This window comes from Sphingorhabdus sp. (genome assembly GCF_046154385.1).
Classification (GTDB): domain Bacteria; phylum Pseudomonadota; class Alphaproteobacteria; order Sphingomonadales; family Sphingomonadaceae; genus Sphingorhabdus_B.
On record NZ_JBJXFW010000057.1, the window covers coordinates 56,288 to 75,683 of the forward strand.

The following is a 19,396-nucleotide window of genomic DNA, read 5'->3' on the forward strand; positions in this document are numbered from 1 at the left end:
GGGTAATGCGCCGGGCGTCCGAACAAGTCTGTGGGCGGACTGTGGAAAAGTTTTTACTTTTTAGCCGCAGGCTTCTTGGGAGCAGGCTTTGCTTTTGGTGCAACCTTAGACGCTGGAGCCGCTTTCAGCCCGACAAACGCCTCCAAAGCCGCAACACGTTTGGCCAGCGCATCGGCTTCGGCACGGGCGTTCGCGGCAAGCGCTTTCACTGCATCAAATTCTTCACGCGTGACAAGGTCAAGGCCTCCTGCCCATTCGCGGGCGCGCTCGCGCATGCTGGCTTCGGCTTCACGTCCCATTCCGGCAACGGTGCCAGCGACACCGTTCAATACTTTGGCAAGATCGTCAAAAATACGCTTTTCGCTTTGCATTTCATTCACTCCGCATCAACCGATCCAGGGGGTTGGATCACAGGTCACGACCCTATTTGGGAAGTCGCAGCCGGTACGTAAAGACTTTCGGCGTCCGGATTGAGCTGGTCAATCTGAAAGTTAAGGATTGCAGCGAAGCTGATCCATATCAAATAAGGCACCATCAACCATGCCGCAGCCTTGCGGACTTGACCGAAAGCGATTGTGGTGGCGATGGCCACCAACACCATGATGATGATAATGTAGAAGGCTGTCGAAACCTTATGCTGCCCGAAGAAAATCGGTGACCATAACAAGTTGATAAGAAACTGAACCAAAAACAGTCCAATCGCCAATGCCCTGTTTTGGGCACCGCGCGCATGTAATATCATCGCAAAGGCAAGGCCCATCAAAAAATACAAAATCGGCCAGACAACGCCAAACACCCAGCCAGGTGGCTGAATGTCAGGTTTTATAAGGGTCTGATACCACATATTATCAGCAGCAGAGCCAGAAATTGTACCCGACAGGAAACCAAGGAACATGATTACGGGAATCACAAACAGTGCCCACCGTAAAAGCGACATGCGAAGCTGCGAAGCAGATGCAAGCTGGTTCATGGGAGTCTCCAGACCTTTCCGGCGATTCGGGCGAACGCCATTCCCCCAATTCCTTAGCATCCCGGAAAAATAGAACAAGGCCGCCCACCCCGAAGGACAGGCGGCCTGTCAAATCAATTAAAATGCAGCTTTTGCTGCATCAAATTTATTTACGTGTGCCCGAAAGCCCCATCGAACCAAAAGCACCCGCCTTTACTTCACCGGAAATCGCATCGCCATCGACGGTGGCTGTGCAATCTAGCTTCATTGGCATCGGCACGGTCATGTCCATCGACCAGCTGATCGTGTTCCCATCGACCGAACCGCTCGGTATATCCATCGCACCAAGTCCGCCAGCCATCTTGCCAGAGAAGCTTGCGCCGTCGCTGTTGACGGTCAGAACCGCCTTTTGGTCGCCCATCGGGCTTTTGATCGTTACATCCCAATCGCCATCAACTGATGCCATAATCCTGCTCCTTATTTAGCGTTGTTGCTTGCACTGGTGTTAGCAGCTTCACCGACCATTTCAATCGGCAAACCGAGCGCTTCCAACTGCGGTTTTACTTTTGCGGCGTCACCGACCACCAGCCAGGTTATTTTGGCCGGATCGATTTTTGCACGCATTTCATCGTTCAGTGCCTTTGCGGTCAACGCGGTGTATTTTGCCGCGATGGTCTCGGCATAATCGAACGGACGCTTGTTCAGTCGATCTGCCTGCATCTGGCCCAAAACAGCCGCCGATTGCTCATAGCTGCCGGGCAGTTCCAGAACATTGCCCTTGATGGTCTTTTCCAGCTCATCAGCGGTTACAGGCTTGATGCCGTTGAAATCATTAAGCTGGTCCATCAAAACCTTGATTGACGGACCTGTCTGGTTGGTTTGAACCGGCGCAAACATATAAAATGGCACGCGATCCTCAGCACCGTTCACTTGCGAACGAACACCATAGGACCAACCTTTTGTTTCGCGTAGGTCCATATTGATCCGCGACAAGAAATCACCACCGAAAATCTCGTTCGCGGCGCGCAATGTCAACAGGTCGTCCGACCCTTTGGCATCCAGAACCTTGCCCGCCATCACCAAGGACTGCGGCGAATTGGGGCGATCAATCAACAGGATTTTGGATTGCGGTGCCGGTATCGCAACGGCGAAATTTTTTGCTGGTGTAGCAGCAGCAGCGGGCTTCCAGTTTCCGAATCTTTGCTCAAGCAGTGGCTTGATTTCTTTCAGGCTGGTATCACCAACCACGAAAATCTCTGCCTTGGACGGGTGGACCCACCCTTCATGGAACGCAGATACGTCCGCCTTGCTGATTGTCGCGACCGTTTCGGGATATCCGCTTCCGGTTTGCGGTCCGCCATATGGATGTCCTTTGCCGTACAGCATCGGCGGCAATTGCCGTATGGCGATGCCCTGCGGCTGATTATTTTCCGACGTGATACGTGTTTGTTGCTGAACGCGAACGCGTTCCAGTTCCTTGTCGGCAAAGGCCGGATTTTTGATCACATCCGCCAAGAGGTCAAGCGAAGGCGCCAGATTGGGTTTTACAGCCCGCAGACTTGCCACGGTCCTATCAAGCGATGAGTTCACATTAACATCAGCGCCAAGTTTTTCCTCTGTCTCCGCTATCTGTGTGGAGGTTAGCGTCTTGGTGCCTTCCAACAGCATTGTCGACATCATCGACGCGATACCGCGCTTGTCGACAGGGTCAGCGGAATAGCCGGCGTTGAAACTGATCGCGACACGAACCGTTGGCACGGCGGCGCGGCGGGCAAAGAACAGCTTGATCCCGTTGGAAAGCGTGGTCTCTTCTACCGTCGGGAAATCCAGCGCGGGCGTTCCGCTGGGCTCAGGGAATTTGCTGCGGTCCTGAAAAGTGGTTCCCACAGTTCCCGACATATCTTCGCTACCCGGGGGGCTGTAAAATGCAGGAGCCGACAAGGTGCCGGTGCGCGATCCGGTTCCGGCGGCAACTTCCTGATAAGCTTCACGCTCGCCCGGCTCGACGCGGATTTCCAGCACCGGCCGCGTCAGCCATTTTTGTAGCGCTGCCTTCACGGTTTCCGGCTTGGTTGCGGCCAACCGCTCAAGTTCTTTTTTGTAAAAGTTTGAATCACCTACATAAAGTTGACCTTCGGCAAGCGCGACAGCTTTTCCGCCGAACCCGCCAACCTGTTCCAGACCGTCAATCTGCTGTGCAATCGTGCTGGTCGCGACGCGCTGTACTTCTTCTGCTGTGGGGCCGTTGGCGATGAAATCGGCAAGGATTTCATCCAGCCTTTTGGCGACCGCATCGGCATCACCGCCGGGCTTTACATCGACTTGAATATTAACGGCGCTGCCATGTACGAAAGGCAAAATATAGGCCGCGGCCGAAACGGCGCTTTGTTCTTGCCGGACCAAGATATTATCCAGACGCGAGCTGGAAAGTCCGCCCAGCGCGCTCATGGCCACATAAAGAGCGTTCGTGTCAGGATCGGCCAGACCGGGCACGACCCAGTTACGATAGATCCGCGTCGCCGGAATCTTGTCCTTCATCACAATCTTGATTGGCTTTTCCAACGTGGGAACGGGCGCATTAACCGGCGCGACATCCTTGCCACGTTTAATTTTGCCGAACCATTTTTCAACCAGTGGCTTGGCCTGCGCCGCATTGATATCGCCGGCTAAAACCAGCACAGCATTGTTCGGGCCATAATGGTCGGTGAACCACGTCTTCATATCGTCCAGCGAGGCCGCAGCCAGATCTTCCAGGCTGCCGATCGTGTCATGATGATAGGGATGGCCGACAGGGAACAGGGTTTCAGACCTTTTATAATCCACCAGTCCAAAAGGCTGGTTATCGCCCTGACGCTTTTCATTGGAAACCACGCCGATCTGATTATCAAGCTTTTCCTTGGTTACCGCGTTGAGCAAAAAGCCCATACGGTCACTTTCCAAAAACAGTGCGGATTCAAGCGCAGTTGTAGGCACTGTCTGGAAGTAATTGGTGCGATCAAGCCAGGTCGTTCCGTTCAGGTCTGTCGCGCCGATTTTTTTTGTATACTCAAAATAATCGCCCGGCGCATTTTCGCTGCCGTTGAACATGATATGTTCAAACAAATGGGCGTAGCCTGTCTTCCCCTTGGGCTCATTCTTCGACCCTACGCCATACCAGATCGATACCGCAACAATTGGCGCCTTGCGGTCTTCGTGCACCAGAACCGTCAAACCATTGGGCAACGTGAATTTCTCGTGAGGAATGTTAACGGCCTCAACCAATTTCGAAACCGGTGCGGCATCCTGTGCCAAAGCGGGCGCGGCGGACATGAGCGCCGTACCGGACAGCAGCAGCGCGAAAGTAAATTTACGAACCATTTTTTGCTCCCAAAGCTTTAATATTGGACCGAAAGATAACGGAACGGCGGGCAAAGACAATGCGGCCACCGCACAATTTCGACAAACGGCATTTACGGACGATAACGGCGCTTTGCATTCTTGACAGCGTCCGCCCATTCAAAATGGACGGGTTTATATTTGCCCGCAACAAACAGCTTCATCTGGTCGGTATAATGCGACGATTCAGGGCGCGTTGTCGCGGCACCATAAGGCTGGATTGATTCCGATTTCAGCGTGCCGTTCTTGTCCCACCGCACCAACATGATGAAGCTATCGCCATGACGTACACGCGCTTTTTTATCCGCCTGATCCGGATCCCACATGGTCGTCGCACGCAACGCATCGGTACCGCCAAGCATGGCCATGTCGACCGCTCCACGCCTTAGCCTTTGGATATCGGCAAGCGGCGGATCAATCCGTCCGAACCGAAGCTGGAATTCATCCACGGCCTCTTTCAGCGTCTTGCGCGCATCCGGCATCGGATCACCGCGCCAGTTCGCCCGCGCACCCAAGCGGATGATACGTTCGGCAAAAGCATCCGCCGCGCCGTTTCCATCGCTCGACCAATCCCATCCAGCCAACAATTTCTGTGCCTTTTGTAGCTCGGGATCGTCCTTCAAATCCAGCGCCGCAAACGCAGCCATCCAAGCGCCCACCCAGCTTTGTTTGCTATAAACGGTATCCATCTTGATCGCCAAAAGCTCCTCGGGCGTAATGGATGTATCTGCCGCGAGCAATTCTGTTGCCCGCAATCCGCGATTGGTCATGCCACGTTCAATACCCAGATAAGGAGAATAGTCCGACGGCTTCATTTCCGACCCCGGACCTGCGGCCAGAAATGGATTATTGTTGGCATTCTGGACAAAGCCGGATGCCGGATCGACAATCTTTGGGTAGCGATCAAATCCGACAGGACCATTCCAGAGCGCGGCAGAGGTGTCGCCAGGTAATTCACCTGTGTAATCAAAACCAGGTTTACGGTCCGGGAACAGAGCATTGTAAATATAGGCAACGCGTCCCGTTTTGTCCGCATAGACAAAATTTGTCGCAGGAATGCCGCCAATGGCCATAGACTTTGACCATTCGGCCCAGTCTTTTGCCTTCGTGTTTCTGTAATATTGCTCGACCGCCTTTACGCTGTCGATGCCCGCATAACGAACGGCAAACGCGCCGTTTTTATTTTTGATTACCGGTCCGTGGATCGAACGATAGACGGTTTGCGGTACAGGCAGAGTGAACGGCCCGAACTTTACGGGCAACCATATGCGCTTTGTTTGCAGAGTTATCCATTTGCCGTCGAAACGGTATTTATCGCCAGCTTCATTCAGCACAAGCTTATACACATCGACCAGATCCGGCCGGTTCACGGTGTTCGTCCACCCGAGATTACGATTGTGACCCAACAGCACAAAAGGTGATCCGGGAAATAATGCACCTGCCATGTCGAGACCTTCACCCGAATGGGTCACCGCCTCGTACCACGCGACTTGACCTTCATAAGGTTGGTGCGAATTGGAAATCAGCCATGTCTTGCCGTCGGCCATCCGCTCGGGCGCAATTGCAAACGCGTTCGAACCGTTCATTTCAGGGTCGCGGCCAATCGGCGTCATTCGCGCCGCACTTTCACGAGGCTGCGGCTTTCCTTCGGCCAATGCACCGATCACGCTATCCAAGCCATAAAAGAATGGGGCCCGCAATACGAACCCGGTGACGATATCCTGACCCGTTACCGGAAACAGCTTTGACAAGCGAACTTCATCAGGGTGTGTTTTTGCATAATGGTTCAAACCGGATGCATAGCCTTCCGCAACAGCCCGAACCGCCGGTGACAATTCTGTATAGCGCCGCTCGGCCGTCTCGCGCGCGCCAAGGAAATGGAGCACATAATCAACTTTGGCACCGTCCGATCCCGCCAATGCACCGTATCGTCCGCGGGTCATTGCAACAACATCTTCGATCGTTGAGAAATCATCTTCGGCATGGGCAAAGGCCAACCCGTAAGCCGTATCGGCGTCGGTTTTGCCGTTTATATGCGGGACTCCATATGAATCGCGTGCGATTTCAACATCATATTTGCGGGGTGAGGGTGCGGCATATTCGGTCGCGACCAATGGTTCCCAGACAAGAGCTGCAAATGCAACGACAGCGATAACACCCGATATACCCAACAGCCAACGCCGCATTTCTCTCTCCTGACACTATTTTTTCTTTTTTTAGCAAGTCGTAACCACAATGTCGCCACTTATTGGAGCGAGCCGAACAACGGTGGTAATAAAATTGCCAGCCGCCCTTGTGTGGCAAAAATGCAACATTACATCTTCTATGAACACTTCCTAAATCACGCGTGGGGAAGCATTTGAGAAAGATGGAATGAGGACATGAATCTCGACAAATTTACCGACCGCGCCAAAGGCTTCCTGCAAAGCGCGCAAACTGTAGCCATCCGAATGAGCCATCAGCGGATCAGTGCCGAGCATCTGTTGAAAGCCTTGCTTGAAGATGAGCAGGGCATGGCATCCGGCCTTATCAAAGCCGCAGGTGGCGATGCAGCCATTGCTCTTCGCGATACCGACGCGGCCTTAGCCAAAGTGCCTGCTGTATCGGGAGGTGGTGCCCAGCAAACGCCCGGGCTCGACAACGACGCCGTCCGTGTCCTCGATTCCGCTGAGCAAGTCGCGCAAAAGGCAGGTGACAGCTATGTCACCGTCGAACGGCTGTTGCTGGCTTTGGCCCTTTCCACAACAACTGCGGCGGGTAAGGCACTGGCGGCGGCAGGGATAAATGCCGATGGGTTGAATGCCGCCATAAATGATCTGCGTGGTGGGCGGACTGCAGATACATCCGGTGCCGAAGACCGCTATGACGCGCTCAAAAAATTTGCGCGCGACCTAACCGAAGTGGCGCGCGCTGGTAAATTGGATCCCGTGATTGGCCGCGATGAAGAAATCCGCCGCACCATCCAGATTTTGGCCCGCCGTACCAAGAATAATCCGGTATTGATCGGGGAACCCGGCGTGGGCAAGACTGCCATTGCAGAAGGTCTCGCGCTCCGCATCGCCAATGGCGACGTGCCTGACAGTCTGAAGCATCGCAAGCTGCTCTCGCTCGACATGGGCTCGCTGATTGCGGGCGCGAAATATCGCGGCGAATTTGAAGAACGGCTGAAAGGTGTGCTGGACGAGGTCAAACAGGCCGAGGGCGATATCATCTTGTTCATTGACGAGATGCACACGCTGGTCGGCGCAGGCAAAGGCGAAGGCGCCATGGACGCGGCCAATCTGATCAAGCCGGCTTTGGCGCGCGGCGAACTGCACTGCATCGGGGCCACAACATTAGATGAATATCAGAAACATGTCGAAAAAGACCCCGCCCTGCAACGCCGGTTCCAACCGGTGTTCGTGGGCGAACCAACGGTGGAAGACACAATTTCCATCCTGCGGGGCCTGAAGGAAAAATATGAGCTGCACCACGGTGTGCGGATTACCGACGGCGCGCTGGTTAGCGCGGCGACACTCTCACACCGTTATATTTCAGACCGTTTTCTGCCAGACAAGGCCATCGATTTGATGGACGAAGCAGCGTCGCGACTGCGGATGGAAGTTGAATCCAAGCCCGAGGAAATTGAAAATCTCGACCGCCGGATCATGCAATTGCAGATCGAGCGCGAAGCCCTGAAAAAGGAGAGTGATAACGCGTCCAAGGACCGGCTCGCGACTCTGGAAAACGATCTTGCCAATCTGGAGCAGCAATCAGCGGAATTGACCCGGCGCTGGCAAGCGGAAAAGGAAAAAATTTCCGCCGAAGCCAAAATCAAGGAATTGCTGGACGCTGCGCGTATCGAGTTGGAACAAGCTCAACGCGGGGGTGACCTCGCCAAGGCGGGTGAATTGCAATATGGCACCATTCCCGGCCTCGAAAGGCAGTTGGAAGAGGCCGAGGCGATTGCGGGCAACGCCATGCTGCGTGAAGAGGTCACCGCGCAGGATATCGCAAGCGTTGTCAGCCGGTGGACCGGAATTCCCGTTGACAAAATGCTGGAAGGCGAACGTGACAAGCTTCTCAATATGGAGGCGCTGATCGGAAGCCGCGTCATTGGCCAGAAGGATGCGGTCGAAGCGGTTTCGAAGGCAGTCCGCCGCAGCCGCGCAGGGTTGCAAGACCCCAACCGACCACTCGGATCGTTTCTGTTTCTTGGCCCCACTGGCGTCGGCAAGACCGAACTTACCAAGGCCTTGGCAAGCTTTTTGTTCGACGATGACAATGCGATGGTCCGCATCGACATGTCCGAATTCATGGAAAAACATAGCGTGTCCCGGCTGGTTGGTGCCCCCCCGGGCTATGTCGGTTATGAAGAGGGCGGCGTGCTAACGGAGGCCGTCAGACGTCGGCCTTATCAGGTCGTACTGTTCGACGAGGTTGAGAAAGCCCATAGTGATGTCTTTAACATCTTGTTGCAGGTGCTCGATGACGGACGCCTGACCGATGGCCAGGGCCGCACCGTTGATTTTTCAAATACGCTTATCATTCTGACCTCCAATTTGGGCAGCCAATATCTGGCAGCTCTGGAAGATGGGCAGGATGTGAAAGATGTCGAACCTCAGGTTATGGAAATTGTTCGCAGCCATTTCCGGCCGGAATTTCTGAACCGCCTTGATGAAACCATCTTGTTCCATCGCCTCGGCGTCGAACATATGGCTCCTATTGTCGAAATTCAGGTTCAGCGGGTACAAAAATTACTCAAGGATCGAAAGATCGAATTGAACCTGACCGACAAAGCCAAAGCGTGGCTTGGCCGGGTCGGCTATGACCCTGTCTATGGCGCGCGACCGCTGAAACGTGCGATCCAGCGTTATCTACAGGACCCGCTCGCCGACAAACTGTTGCGCGGCGAAGCTCCCGATGGCGCAACAGTGCACGTTGATGAAGGCGATGGAGCGTTGGTTCTAAAAATTTGAAAAATGTATAATTAGAATAGACAAAAAGGGCGGCGTCCTTGCCGGATGCCGCCCTTTTGAATGTCACATTACAACGCGTTTATTCGGCGTCGTCATCCATCATTTCGACGGGACCGCTGTCTTGGCCCTTTGCCGAAACGTCGCGGTCGACCAGTTCAATGATTCCCATTGGAGCAGCATCGCTGCCACGAAAACCAGCCTTTACAACGCGGCTGTAACCACCGGCGCGGTCGGCATAACGGGCCGCAAGCGTGTCGAATAATTTCACCAGCTGAACATCGTCCATCAAACGGCTCATCGCGAGGCGACGGTTGGACAAGCCACCTTTTTTCGCAAGCGTAATCAGCTTTTCAACATAAGGCCGCAATTCGCGTGCCTTTGGCAAAGTGGTCTTGATCTGCTCATGCTTGATGAGCGATGCCGCCATGTTACGCAGCATCGCATTACGGTGCGCAGTGGGACGTTGTAGCTTACGATGGCCAACTTTATGACGCATAAATACTTCCTTCGTTCGTTATGGGGCCGTGTAAGGTACCCCGTAGCAGGCCCGCTTGAGGGGGAGCCCATTGCCCTTTTTGATCGGCGGAGATGCCAGCACGGCCCCTCCCCCTCTCCAACTACGCCTAAGCCTGACGGCTAAGGCTTCATATCCTCTCCCCTGAAGGGGAGAGGGAAAATCACGTGCCCTCTCTCCTTCAGGGGAGAGGAGCGAGACTTGGGGCTGCACCGCAGACCCTAGTCGCAGCGGAGAGGGGAGCGCCCTCTCCTTTCCGGCAATTAGCCCAGCAGTTCCTGCTCAAGCTTCTTGGCCATTTCCTCGATATTCTCGGGCGGCCAGCCAGGGATGTCCATGCCGAGGCGCAGACCCATGGACGACAGCACTTCCTTGATTTCGTTCAGCGACTTGCGGCCGAAATTCGGGGTACGCAGCATTTCGGCTTCGCTCTTTTGAACGAGGTCGCCGATGTAGATGATGTTGTCGTTCTTGAGGCAGTTTGCGCTGCGGACCGACAGTTCCAGTTCGTCCACCTTCTTGAGAAGGTAGCGGTTGAGCTGGTTCGCGTCCGATTCTTCCGACGATGCCGATGGTGCAGCCATGCCGATCATCGGCGAGCTTGCGGCCATTGAATCTTCGAAGTGGACGAACACCTGCAACTGGTCCTGAAGGATGCGTGCGGCATAGGCCACGGCGTCTTCGGGGGTAACTGTGCCGTCGGTTTCGATCGTCAGGTTCAGCTTGTCATAGTCAAGCTCTTGCCCGATACGCGCATTGTCGACTTTGTAGGCGACCTGACGGACGGGCGAATAGAGGCTGTCCACGGGGATCAGACCAATCGGCGCGTCGGCCGGACGGTTGGCAACCGCAGGGACATAGCCCTTGCCGCTGTCAGCCGTGATTTCCATGTTCAGGGTTGCACCTTCATCGAGATGGCAGATTACAAGATCAGGGTTCATAACCTGAATGTCACCCGACACAGCGATATCACCGGCCGTTACCGCACCGGGGCCAGTTGCCGAAAGCTGAAGCCGCTTGGGGCCTTCACCTTCCATTTTCAGAGCAACCTGCTTGATGTTGAGAACGATGTCGGTGACATCTTCACGCACGCCGGCGAGCGACGAGAATTCGTGCAATACGTTCTCGATCTTGATCGACGTGATCGCTGCACCTTGCAGCGACGAGAGCAATACGCGACGCAGCGCGTTGCCGAGTGTCAGGCCAAAGCCACGCTCCAGAGGTTCGGCGACGAAGGTTGCTTTACGCTTCGCATCGCTGCCAGACTTCAGTTCGAGGGCATTGGGCTTTTTCAGTTCCTGCCAGTTCTTGATATTGACGGACATGGATTTCCCCTAGCTAGGTTGGGACTGAACCGGTTTTTGGTGCACCGTCCGGTCAGTCCGATTGAAACTTCACTGGGACTGTCCCCTTGGGGACTGTCCCTAAACGAGAGCCGGGACAGTCCCCCAGGGGACAGTCCCTACAATATCAGACGCGGCGGCGTTTCGAAGGACGAACGCCGTTGTGCGGGATCGAGGTGACATCACGGATCGAGGTGATCGTGAAGCCAACAGCCTGCAGCGCGCGCAGAGCCGATTCACGACCCGAACCGGGGCCCTTGACTTCGACTTCGAGCGTGCGGACGCCATGTTCGGCGGCCTTCTTGCCGGCGTCTTCTGCAGCAACCTGTGCGGCATAAGGGGTCGACTTGCGGCTGCCCTTGAAGCCCATGGTGCCGGCGGACGACCAGCTGATCGCGTTGCCCTGGGCATCGGTGATCGTGATCATCGTGTTGTTGAAGCTGGCGTTGACATGGGCAACACCGGCCGAAATATTTTTGCGTTCCCGCTTCTTAATGCGCTGTGGTTCGCGTGCCATAAAATGTGTATCCTATTCGAAATATGCGTGAAAAAGTGGACGGGCGGAACCCGTGCTTACTTCTTCTTGCCAGCAATTGCCTTGGCCTTGCCCTTGCGGGTGCGCGCATTGGTGTGCGTGCGCTGGCCACGGACCGGAAGACCCTTACGGTGGCGCAGGCCACGGTAGCAGGCGAGGTCCATAAGACGCTTGATGTTCATCGATGTGGTGCGGCGAAGGTCGCCCTCTACGGTGTAGCCCGCATCAATGGTTTCGCGGATTTGCAGAACTTCGGCGTCCGAAAGATCCTGCACACGGCGGCTGTGATCAATTCCCAATTTGTCCGCGATCTCGAGCGCTTTTGTGCGACCGATACCGTGAATATAGGTAAGCGCAATGATCACGCGCTTATTTGTTGGTATGTTAACCCCGGCAATACGAGCCAATTTACTTACTCCTGCTCCACAGGTGCCCCGAAGGACGAACCCTATCTCAACGCTGATGACATTCCGAAACGCACAAAACCAGCTGACGCTAGAAAGCGCTGCTGGCGGCACCAGATGATCGGAATTGGGAACGCGTTACTGTGAGTCGCTATTTCTGTCAATAGGCTGAGGCTATCATCCCTTGCCTTTTGTCTTGGTTTTGCCGCTAGCGGCATATTCTTCGATAAACTCGATAATCTTACCGGCTATGTCTTTACCACTGGCTTTTTCTATTCCCTCAAGCCCCGGGGAGCTATTGACCTCCATTATGACAGGACCGTGGTTTGATCGAAGCATATCCACACCGGCCACGTTCAGGCCCATTGCCCGCGCCGCCCTGACGGCGGTAGACCGTTCTTCTGGCGTAATGCGAATAGCTTCCGCCGAACCGCCTCTGTGAAGATTGGAACGAAAATCCCCTTCGGCACCCTTACGTTGCATCGAGGCAACCACTTTGTTGCCGATTACAAAGCAGCGAATGTCGGTCGCATTTGCTTCCTTGATAAATTCCTGCACCAGTATGTTCACGTTTGCGCCGCGAAAAGCCTCGATCACGGAACGCGCCGATTTGTCGGTTTCACCCAAAACAACGCCAATACCCTGCGTCCCCTCCAACAGCTTGATAACGACGGGCGCGCCGCCCACCATTTTTATCACTTCGTCGGTTTGTTTTGGATCATGCGCGAATGCCGTAACCGGCAAGCCAAGGCCTTTTTTTGCCAGTATCTGCAGCGACCGCAATTTATCACGTGACCGGCCGATGGCGACACTTTCATTCAAAGACCAGACGTTCATCATTTCAAATTGGCGCAACACCGCGAGACCGTAAAAAGTAACCGACGCACCGATGCGCGGGATTACTGCATCATATTTGCCCAGCTTTTCGCCTTGATAATAGGCCTCAGGGCGGTGCGAGGTAATATTCATCGTCACCCGCAACGTGTTCAGCACATCAATCTGATGCCCGCGCGCTGCAGCCGCCTCCACCAATCGGCGGTGGGAATAAAGGTCGGCGTTTCGCGCCAACATTGCAATCTTCATGTGAGCCTTATTCCTCATTTCGCCGGTTTGCCCAGAACCCAGCGGCGTCCGCTATTGACCAAGAAGCCGCGCTTTAACGCCCGCCGTCCGATAAGCAACGGAAATGCCATCGACCGCCGGTTCGCCAAAGTAATCTGGCCGTTCCAACACAACTTACCGAAGCAAAATTGCGCCGCGATGACATAGCGTTCTTGTTTTTCTCCATTGGAACTTCGCACCACCCTGCGATCAATGATGGGAGCTTCATATCGCTTCGGCTTTTCACCCGCGTTCAAACGGAACCAGAATTCAACGCTGGGCGTGCCATCGCGGATGATGGGCTTTACGCGGGTCGCGTGAATTGACGACGTAGCGGCCCCGGTATCCATTTTCGCGTGGACCTGGGTCAGGCCAAGGCTCGGAATATCAACCATTTCGCACCAGCCAATCTCGACTTTTTTTATCAAGCGCTTTTGGGTGCCTAGGGACATTGGATTCTATTGACGACGCATTTGGGGTTGAACGTCCGATGCGCTGCTATCGGGATTATCGCCAACGCTTGCCGGCGTGGCAACCGGTTCTGCATCCTCCAGATTTTCGACATCCAGGGAAAATCCGTCGGGCGACGCAATGCTCTTGTCTTGTGCAGTCTTGTATGGAGATATCAAATTCCGGAATTGCTCACCCAAAACCTTGTCCACGGCGGGGGCGATTTCGGCTACTTTGTAGCGCATGTAGCCGCCCACAACATAAGAGAAACTGATCTTTGTTGTTGCGCCATCATCCGAAGGTTCCATTGCAACGGTGAGTGTTCCAGTCACAGCCTCGGATTGCAGTGGACCTAATGCGCCTTGCATGCGTAAGACCTTGTGGGGTTGCGCGAATATGACCCGCATATGTTCGACGCTGCCGACCGTTTTCAACCGACCATCGTCACCCTTTTCCTGAAACAGCTCACAAAAGCAGCCATTGGCCTGTGCATCGATGTAAAAACCGTCGGTCGATCCCGACCAGCTATGCGCCTTGTTCCACCAATCCTTGGGCGCGATCAGGCGTTTCCAGATTTCGTCGGGCTTTGCCTCGACCGTATTGAGATGGACACTATTAAAGCCGGTGTCCGACGACGCTTTGACTTCGGCAAATGCCGGAGAAGTGATCGCAACAGATGCTGTTGCAGCTAGAAGGATGATTTTCATCATTCGGTTTTTGGCGTTTTGCAGTCTCAACAGCAATACCCTAAAACCGAAATCAGCCAATGATCTCTTCGATTGCCTGCGTCACATCTGCAATCGCGCCCATGCCATCGATCCGCCGGACCAATCCACGTTCGTCATATATCGGCAAAATGGGAGCTGTCTTCGCGCGATATTCAGACATGCGCGTCCGCACCGTTTCTTCGTTGTCATCGGGGCGGCGTTTGAATTCGGTCGATCCGCAATTATCGCACACGCCTTCCTTTTCGGGCAGCTTGTAACGGTCGTGATAGCCTTCGCCGCACGAACCGCAGGTGAAACGGCCGGTAATGCGATCCACCAGAGCGTCTTCGTCAACCTCCAGCTCGATCACATAATCCAGTGTCCGGCCACGCTCCGCCAATATCCGGTCGAGCGAATGGGCTTGTGCAGCGGTTCGCGGATAGCCGTCAAATATGGCGCCCTGATCGCGCGGCATCGAATCCAGTTTTTCACCGATAAGATCATCCACAATATCATCGGAAACAAGACCACCGGAATCCATCACCGCAGCCACCCGATCGCCTAAAGGGGTTCCTGCCTTGCGCGCGGCGCGCAACATGTCGCCGGTTGATAATTGGGCCATGCCATATTGATCAACCAAATAGCTGGCTTGCGTACCTTTTCCCGCGCCTGGTGGCCCTAATAGGATGATATTCATGAAACGCCTTACCCCCAATCGTTCCGATGCCCCCGTTTACCGGGTACGGCCACCTTTAAGTTTCGCCTTTTTCAGCAAATCGCCATATTGATGCGCGAGCAAATGGCTTTGAATCTGGGAGATAGTGTCAATGGTGACATTCACCAGAATAAGCAGGCTGGTGCCGCCGATTGCGAAAAATTGCTGCTGGCCGGTTTGTGCCATCACATAATCGGGCAACAAACACACCAACGTCAAATAAGCAGCGCCCAGCACGGTGATGCGGGTCAGGACATAATCCAGATAGGATTCGGTGTTCTTTCCGGGACGAATACCCGGAATGAAGCCGCCGGCCTTTTTCAGATTTTCCGAAGTTTCTTCAGGATTGAAAACAACCGCGGTGTAGAAAAAGCAGAAGAATACAATGCCAAGCCCGTAGAGCAGCAAATATACCGGTTGGCCGTGTGCCAGATATTGGTTCAGGCTGATCACAAAATCGCCCAACGCGCTTTCACCCGCCACCTTGTTTCCGCCCAGCTGGGTTATGGTGATAGGCAACAAGAGCAATGACGATGCAAAGATTGGCGGGATAACACCGGCGGTATTGATCTTGAGCGGCAGATGGCTGCGATCGGCTTGCATCATGCCACGCTGCGTTGCGCGCTTTGGATATTGGATGAGAACGCGGCGCTGGCCGCGCTCCATGAAGCAGATCAAAAGTGTCAGCGCTACAAACATGAGAATAAAGCCAACGATGACAAAGCCGCTGATCGAACCGGTCCGTCCACCTTCCAGCAGATTGACCACCAGACGCGGTAATTGCGCGACAATGCCAGCCATGATGATGAGCGAAATGCCGTTACCGATACCGCGCGACGTGATTTGTTCACCCAGCCACATCAGGAACATGGTGCCGCCAACAAGGCTGATGGTTGCAACCACCCGGAACATCAGGCCCGGTTCCACCACCGCGCCAATTCCATTGGCCGCCGCCAGGCTTTCAAGTCCTGCCGCAAGGAAATACCCTTGCAAGGCGGTCAGAAATACGGTGCCGTACCGCGTATATTGGTTCAATTTCTTGCGTCCGCTTTCGCCCTCTTTCTTGATGGCGGCAAGGGTCGGCGACAATGACGCGGCAAGCTGCACCACAATAGACGCCGTAATATAAGGCATTACACCCAGCGCGATGAGACTCATCCGCTCCAGGCTTCCGCCCGAAAAGGTGTTGAAGATATCGAGCACACCGCCAGCGGCATTATTTGCATAAAGCGCGGCTTGTGCGACAGGGTCGACGCCTGGCAAAGGAACAAAGCTCAACAAACGGAAAATGATAAGCGCGCCGATTGTAAACCAGATGCGGTTTTTCAATTCTGTCGCTTGCCCGAACTTCGAAAGATTGAGGTTCGAAGCCATTTGGTCGGCCCGAGATGCCATGTGTTACTTTCCTTATTCCCGGATCAGGAAGACATCGCATACTTCGCGCTGCCCGCCAGATCCCAAATTTTGTCCGACATTCAACGAATATCTACCGGAAATGTCAAACCCCGCCAGCCCATATCGGGAAGCGGGGCTGGCATGACAAGAGCGAAGTCGTCGCCGCCTGTCTTATTTCTTGTTTTCGGCGTTCTTCGCGGCGTTTTTAACGGATGACTTTTTCGCAGCCGCCTTTTCCGAAGCAGAAACCTTTACAAGGATATCAACTTTACCACCGGCTTTTTCGACAGCCTCAACCGCCGCTTTGGACGCGCCGGCAACCGAGAAATTGACTTTTGAAGTCAATTCACCCTTGGCCAACAAGCGAACGCCGTCCTTACCACCGCGCGCAAGACCAGCGGCCTTGAGGGCGGCGTGGTCGACAACAGCCTTGATGTCGATCTTCTTGGCGTCGATGAACTTCTGGATCATGCCCAGATTTACTTCAGCATGGTCTTTGGCAAAGATATTGTTGAAACCACGCTTGGGGATACGCATGTGGAGGGGCATCTGGCCACCTTCAAATCCGTTGATCGAAACGCCTGAACGGCTGGTCTGGCCCTTTTGGCCGCGACCCGAAGTCTTGCCCTTGCCCGAACCGATACCACGGCCCACGCGCATACGGCGATGGCGGGCGCCTTCATTATCCTGGATGTCATTCAATTTCATATCATGCACTCGCTTTCGCTTTAATTCGCGCCTCTATCCCGCACGCGGGAGAGAGAAAATTCATTTCTGCACTTCAACCATGTGCCGAACGGTCTGGATCATACCACGAATTTCCGGGGTATCTTCCAGTTCAACAACGCGGTTCATCTTGTCGAGGCCAAGGCCCTTCAACGTTGCGCGCTGTGATGCCGGGCGGCGGATCGGCGAACCGGTCTGCTTGATTTTAATCTTCGCCATGTCAATTACTCCGCAATAGCTTCGGCGTCGGCTTCAGCAGACTTGCTGCCACCGCGACCCAATAGATCGGCGATTTTCTTGCCACGACGTTGCGCTACCGATTTCGGGCTTGTCTGGTCGGACAAGGCCGCAAAGGTTGCGCGGACCATGTTGTAAGGGTTCGACGTTCCAACCGATTTGGTCACAACGTCTGCAACGCCCAATGACTCGAACACGGCACGCATTGGACCACCGGCGATGATACCCGTACCGGCAGGTGCCGAACGAACGGTTACGTTACCGGCGCCAAAATGGCCGCGGCCATCATGATGCAAAGTGCGGCCATCTTTCAAAGGAACGCGGATCATCGATTTTTTTGCAGCCGCAGTTGCCTTGTTGATGGCTTCCGGCACTTCGCGCGCCTTGCCATGTCCAAAACCAACGCGACCCTGTCCGTCGCCAACGACGACCAGCGCCGCAAAACCAAAGCGCTTACCGCCCTTAACGGTCTTCGAAACGCGGTTGATGTGGACGAGCTTTTCAATCGTGCCATCATCTTCTTCTTGTGCAGGGCGACGATCATCACGACCACCACGACCACGACCGCGGCCTTCGCCGCCGCCGCCGCCACGACCGCCACGTCCACGACGCTGGCCTTCACCGGCTGCGTCTACGGGTGCGCCGCCGTCAACGACTGGTGCATCTGTCTGGGTATTTTCGTCAGCCATCATCAGAACTCCAATCCGCCTTCGCGCGCCGCATCGGCTAGCGCCTTGACGCGACCGTGGAAGAGGAAACCACCACGGTCAAAAACTACGCTGGAAACGCCAGCTTTCTTGGCAGCGGCCGCAACGCGCTTGCCAACATCGGCAGCCGCTTCTGCGGTCGAACCGTTCTTCGCCTTGACATCCTTGTCCAGGGTCGATGCCGAAGCAACGGTCACACCCTTGCTGTCATCAATGATCTGGGCATAGATATGGCGACCGGTACGATGCACCGAAAGACGGGGACGGCCAGCAACCTGGGCCCGTAACTTTGAACGAACGCGCAGGCGCCGCTTTGCAAAAAGAGATAGGTTCGCCATGGCTTACTTCTTCTTTCCTTCTTTGCGGAAGATATATTCGCCGCGGTATTTGATGCCCTTGCCCTTATAAGGCTCTGGCTTTCTCCAGCGACGAATTTCGGCAGCAACCTGACCGACCTTCTGCTTGTCCATGCCCGAGATTTCCACCGTGGTGTTGTCGGGCGTTTTGATTTCGATACCTTCAGGGATCGCGAAATCCACATCATGGCTGTAGCCAAGTTGCAGTTTCAGCATTTTGCCCTGTGCATTCGCACGATAGCCAACGCCGGTGATTTCGAGCACCTTGGTAAATCCTTCGGTTACACCGGTAACCAGATTTTGCACCAATGTCCGTTGCATTCCCCAAAACGCGCGCGCTGCCTTGCTGCCATTGGCAGGCATAACCGACAGGCCTTCGTCCTTCATTTCATAGGAAATGAGATCGCTCATTGGCATTTTGAGTTCGCCCTTGGGGCCCTTCATCGACAGCGTACCGGCATCCATGCTTGCAGTAACGCCAGCAGGAATCGGTACAGGTTTCTTACCAATGCGGCTCATCAGAATACCTCCGCCAGGATTTCGCCGCCAACGTTCTGGGCGCGCGCTTCGGCGTCGGACAGAACGCCTTTTGGCGTCGATACGATGGTGATACCCAATCCGTTGCGGATAACCGGAAGCTCCTGGCTTCCTGAATAAACGCGGCGGCCGGGTTTCGAAACGCGGGCAACATGCTGGATCGCAGGCGCACCTTCGAAATATTTCAGTTCGATACGCAGGCCCAGATGCTGGCCGACGGTCTCTTCGCTGTACCCGCGAATATAACCTTCGCGTTGTAGAACATCGAGAACACGGGCACGCAGCTTGGACGCGGGAGAAACGACAGAGTCTTTCTTCGCCCGCTGGCCGTTGCGGATACGGGTGAGCATATCACCCAAAGGATCGGTCAATGACATCTTCTTCTAT

Annotated in this window: 21 protein-coding genes; 1 reads left to right on the forward strand and 20 read right to left on the reverse strand. The window is 54.7% G+C overall.

Annotated elements, in window-relative coordinates; genetic code table 11:
* Window positions 1-53 precede the first annotated feature (53 nt).
* The 5 genes from ACKVOS_RS12525 to ACKVOS_RS12545 form a co-directional block, all read right to left on the reverse strand.
* A complete protein-coding gene (locus ACKVOS_RS12525) occupies window positions 54-371 on the reverse strand; it encodes an accessory factor UbiK family protein (protein ID WP_409212337.1) in 318 nt (105 codons plus the stop codon).
* Window positions 372-415: 44 nt separating this feature from the next.
* The gene (locus ACKVOS_RS12530) at window positions 416-970 is read right to left on the reverse strand and encodes a TspO/MBR family protein (protein WP_409212338.1); all 555 of its coding nucleotides are present in this window, start codon (window positions 968-970) and stop codon (window positions 416-418) included.
* A gap of 145 nt (window positions 971-1,115) precedes the next feature.
* Window positions 1,116-1,415: a hypothetical protein gene (locus tag ACKVOS_RS12535; RefSeq protein WP_409212339.1), complete on the reverse strand. Its 300-nt coding sequence runs from the start codon at window positions 1,413-1,415 to the stop codon at window positions 1,116-1,118.
* 11 nt (window positions 1,416-1,426) lie between these two features.
* Window positions 1,427-4,306: a M16 family metallopeptidase gene (locus tag ACKVOS_RS12540; protein WP_409212340.1), complete on the reverse strand. Its 2,880-nt coding sequence runs from the start codon at window positions 4,304-4,306 to the stop codon at window positions 1,427-1,429.
* Between the two features lie 92 nt (window positions 4,307-4,398).
* Window positions 4,399-6,510 carry a penicillin acylase family protein gene (locus ACKVOS_RS12545; protein WP_409212341.1) on the reverse strand — a complete coding sequence of 704 codons (2,112 nt, stop codon included), beginning with the start codon at window positions 6,508-6,510 and terminating at the stop codon, window positions 4,399-4,401.
* Window positions 6,511-6,705: 195 nt separating this feature from the next.
* On the opposite strand from ACKVOS_RS12545, the gene clpB reads away from it, so the two are divergent.
* Complete coding sequence (gene clpB, locus ACKVOS_RS12550) at window positions 6,706-9,282, forward strand: ATP-dependent chaperone ClpB (RefSeq protein WP_409212342.1); 2,577 nt, start codon at window positions 6,706-6,708, stop codon at window positions 9,280-9,282.
* A gap of 79 nt (window positions 9,283-9,361) precedes the next feature.
* Here the strand turns inward: clpB and rplQ are convergent, their stop codons facing one another.
* From rplQ to rpsH, 15 genes are all read right to left on the reverse strand, one after another.
* A complete protein-coding gene (rplQ, locus tag ACKVOS_RS12555) occupies window positions 9,362-9,778 on the reverse strand; it encodes a 50S ribosomal protein L17 (RefSeq protein ID WP_409212343.1) in 417 nt (138 codons plus the stop codon).
* Between the two features lie 281 nt (window positions 9,779-10,059).
* The gene (locus ACKVOS_RS12560) at window positions 10,060-11,121 is read right to left on the reverse strand and encodes a DNA-directed RNA polymerase subunit alpha (RefSeq protein WP_409212344.1); all 1,062 of its coding nucleotides are present in this window, start codon (window positions 11,119-11,121) and stop codon (window positions 10,060-10,062) included.
* 145 nt (window positions 11,122-11,266) lie between these two features.
* On the reverse strand, window positions 11,267-11,656 hold the full coding sequence (gene rpsK, locus ACKVOS_RS12565) for a 30S ribosomal protein S11 (protein WP_125229604.1): 390 nt from the start codon (window positions 11,654-11,656) through the stop codon (window positions 11,267-11,269).
* Window positions 11,657-11,712: 56 nt separating this feature from the next.
* Window positions 11,713-12,081, reverse strand: coding sequence for a 30S ribosomal protein S13 (gene rpsM / locus ACKVOS_RS12570; RefSeq protein ID WP_158902205.1), 369 nt, complete (start codon window positions 12,079-12,081; stop codon window positions 11,713-11,715).
* A 174-nt stretch (window positions 12,082-12,255) separates the two neighbouring features.
* Window positions 12,256-13,161, reverse strand: a complete 906-nt coding sequence (rimK, locus tag ACKVOS_RS12575) for a 30S ribosomal protein S6--L-glutamate ligase (protein ID WP_409212345.1) — start codon at window positions 13,159-13,161, stop codon at window positions 12,256-12,258.
* A gap of 14 nt (window positions 13,162-13,175) precedes the next feature.
* Window positions 13,176-13,631: an ATP-dependent zinc protease gene (locus ACKVOS_RS12580; RefSeq protein WP_409212346.1), complete on the reverse strand. Its 456-nt coding sequence runs from the start codon at window positions 13,629-13,631 to the stop codon at window positions 13,176-13,178.
* A gap of 6 nt (window positions 13,632-13,637) precedes the next feature.
* Window positions 13,638-14,339, reverse strand: coding sequence for a hypothetical protein (locus ACKVOS_RS12585; RefSeq protein WP_409212347.1), 702 nt, complete (start codon window positions 14,337-14,339; stop codon window positions 13,638-13,640).
* A gap of 49 nt (window positions 14,340-14,388) precedes the next feature.
* The gene (locus tag ACKVOS_RS12590) at window positions 14,389-15,033 is read right to left on the reverse strand and encodes an adenylate kinase (RefSeq protein WP_409212348.1); all 645 of its coding nucleotides are present in this window, start codon (window positions 15,031-15,033) and stop codon (window positions 14,389-14,391) included.
* A gap of 36 nt (window positions 15,034-15,069) precedes the next feature.
* A complete protein-coding gene (gene secY, locus ACKVOS_RS12595) occupies window positions 15,070-16,446 on the reverse strand; it encodes a preprotein translocase subunit SecY (RefSeq protein ID WP_409212349.1) in 1,377 nt (458 codons plus the stop codon).
* Between the two features lie 171 nt (window positions 16,447-16,617).
* Window positions 16,618-17,154 (reverse strand): 50S ribosomal protein L15, encoded by a 537-nt coding sequence (gene rplO, locus ACKVOS_RS12600; RefSeq protein ID WP_409212350.1) that lies wholly within the window; start codon window positions 17,152-17,154, stop codon window positions 16,618-16,620.
* Between the two features lie 60 nt (window positions 17,155-17,214).
* Window positions 17,215-17,391 carry a 50S ribosomal protein L30 gene (rpmD, locus tag ACKVOS_RS12605; protein WP_373474981.1) on the reverse strand — a complete coding sequence of 59 codons (177 nt, stop codon included), beginning with the start codon at window positions 17,389-17,391 and terminating at the stop codon, window positions 17,215-17,217.
* 5 nt (window positions 17,392-17,396) lie between these two features.
* Window positions 17,397-18,098: a 30S ribosomal protein S5 gene (gene rpsE, locus ACKVOS_RS12610; protein ID WP_409212403.1), complete on the reverse strand. Its 702-nt coding sequence runs from the start codon at window positions 18,096-18,098 to the stop codon at window positions 17,397-17,399.
* Window positions 18,099-18,100: 2 nt separating this feature from the next.
* The gene (gene rplR / locus ACKVOS_RS12615) at window positions 18,101-18,454 is read right to left on the reverse strand and encodes a 50S ribosomal protein L18 (RefSeq protein WP_409212351.1); all 354 of its coding nucleotides are present in this window, start codon (window positions 18,452-18,454) and stop codon (window positions 18,101-18,103) included.
* 3 nt (window positions 18,455-18,457) lie between these two features.
* Window positions 18,458-18,991: a 50S ribosomal protein L6 gene (rplF, locus tag ACKVOS_RS12620; RefSeq protein WP_160354574.1), complete on the reverse strand. Its 534-nt coding sequence runs from the start codon at window positions 18,989-18,991 to the stop codon at window positions 18,458-18,460.
* Window positions 18,991-19,386, reverse strand: a complete 396-nt coding sequence (rpsH, locus tag ACKVOS_RS12625) for a 30S ribosomal protein S8 (protein ID WP_160354573.1) — start codon at window positions 19,384-19,386, stop codon at window positions 18,991-18,993. The genes rplF and rpsH overlap by 1 nt, the downstream gene beginning before the upstream one ends.
* Window positions 19,387-19,396 lie beyond the last annotated feature (10 nt).

What these genes read in the sequence shown, in the direction of transcription:
- rpsK (WP_125229604.1), bottom strand. Translation starts at nt 11,656, where the DNA reads ATGGCACGCGAACCACAGCGCATTAAGAAGCGGGAACGCAAAAATATT.
- ACKVOS_RS12580 (WP_409212346.1), bottom strand. Translation starts at nt 13,631, where the DNA reads ATGTCCCTAGGCACCCAAAAGCGCTTGATAAAAAAAGTCGAGATTGGC.
- ACKVOS_RS12560 (WP_409212344.1), bottom strand. Translation starts at nt 11,121, where the DNA reads ATGTCCGTCAATATCAAGAACTGGCAGGAACTGAAAAAGCCCAATGCC.
- ACKVOS_RS12585 (WP_409212347.1), bottom strand. Translation starts at nt 14,339, where the DNA reads ATGATGAAAATCATCCTTCTAGCTGCAACAGCATCTGTTGCGATCACT.
- rpsE (WP_409212403.1), bottom strand. Translation starts at nt 18,098, where the DNA reads ATGGCTGACGAAAATACCCAGACAGATGCACCAGTCGTTGACGGCGGC.
- secY (WP_409212349.1), bottom strand. Translation starts at nt 16,446, where the DNA reads ATGGCATCTCGGGCCGACCAAATGGCTTCGAACCTCAATCTTTCGAAG.
- rpsH (WP_160354573.1), bottom strand. Translation starts at nt 19,386, where the DNA reads ATGTCATTGACCGATCCTTTGGGTGATATGCTCACCCGTATCCGCAAC.
- ACKVOS_RS12540 (WP_409212340.1), bottom strand. Translation starts at nt 4,306, where the DNA reads ATGGTTCGTAAATTTACTTTCGCGCTGCTGCTGTCCGGTACGGCGCTC.
- rplF (WP_160354574.1), bottom strand. Translation starts at nt 18,991, where the DNA reads ATGAGCCGCATTGGTAAGAAACCTGTACCGATTCCTGCTGGCGTTACT.
- ACKVOS_RS12525 (WP_409212337.1), bottom strand. Translation starts at nt 371, where the DNA reads ATGCAAAGCGAAAAGCGTATTTTTGACGATCTTGCCAAAGTATTGAAC.
- ACKVOS_RS12530 (WP_409212338.1), bottom strand. Translation starts at nt 970, where the DNA reads ATGAACCAGCTTGCATCTGCTTCGCAGCTTCGCATGTCGCTTTTACGG.
- rpmD (WP_373474981.1), bottom strand. Translation starts at nt 17,391, where the DNA reads ATGGCGAAGATTAAAATCAAGCAGACCGGTTCGCCGATCCGCCGCCCG.
- ACKVOS_RS12590 (WP_409212348.1), bottom strand. Translation starts at nt 15,033, where the DNA reads ATGAATATCATCCTATTAGGGCCACCAGGCGCGGGAAAAGGTACGCAA.
- rimK (WP_409212345.1), bottom strand. Translation starts at nt 13,161, where the DNA reads ATGAAGATTGCAATGTTGGCGCGAAACGCCGACCTTTATTCCCACCGC.
- ACKVOS_RS12535 (WP_409212339.1), bottom strand. Translation starts at nt 1,415, where the DNA reads ATGGCATCAGTTGATGGCGATTGGGATGTAACGATCAAAAGCCCGATG.
- clpB (WP_409212342.1), top strand. Translation starts at nt 6,706, where the DNA reads ATGAATCTCGACAAATTTACCGACCGCGCCAAAGGCTTCCTGCAAAGC.
- rplQ (WP_409212343.1), bottom strand. Translation starts at nt 9,778, where the DNA reads ATGCGTCATAAAGTTGGCCATCGTAAGCTACAACGTCCCACTGCGCAC.
- ACKVOS_RS12545 (WP_409212341.1), bottom strand. Translation starts at nt 6,510, where the DNA reads ATGCGGCGTTGGCTGTTGGGTATATCGGGTGTTATCGCTGTCGTTGCA.
- rplR (WP_409212351.1), bottom strand. Translation starts at nt 18,454, where the DNA reads ATGGCGAACCTATCTCTTTTTGCAAAGCGGCGCCTGCGCGTTCGTTCA.
- rplO (WP_409212350.1), bottom strand. Translation starts at nt 17,154, where the DNA reads ATGAAATTGAATGACATCCAGGATAATGAAGGCGCCCGCCATCGCCGT.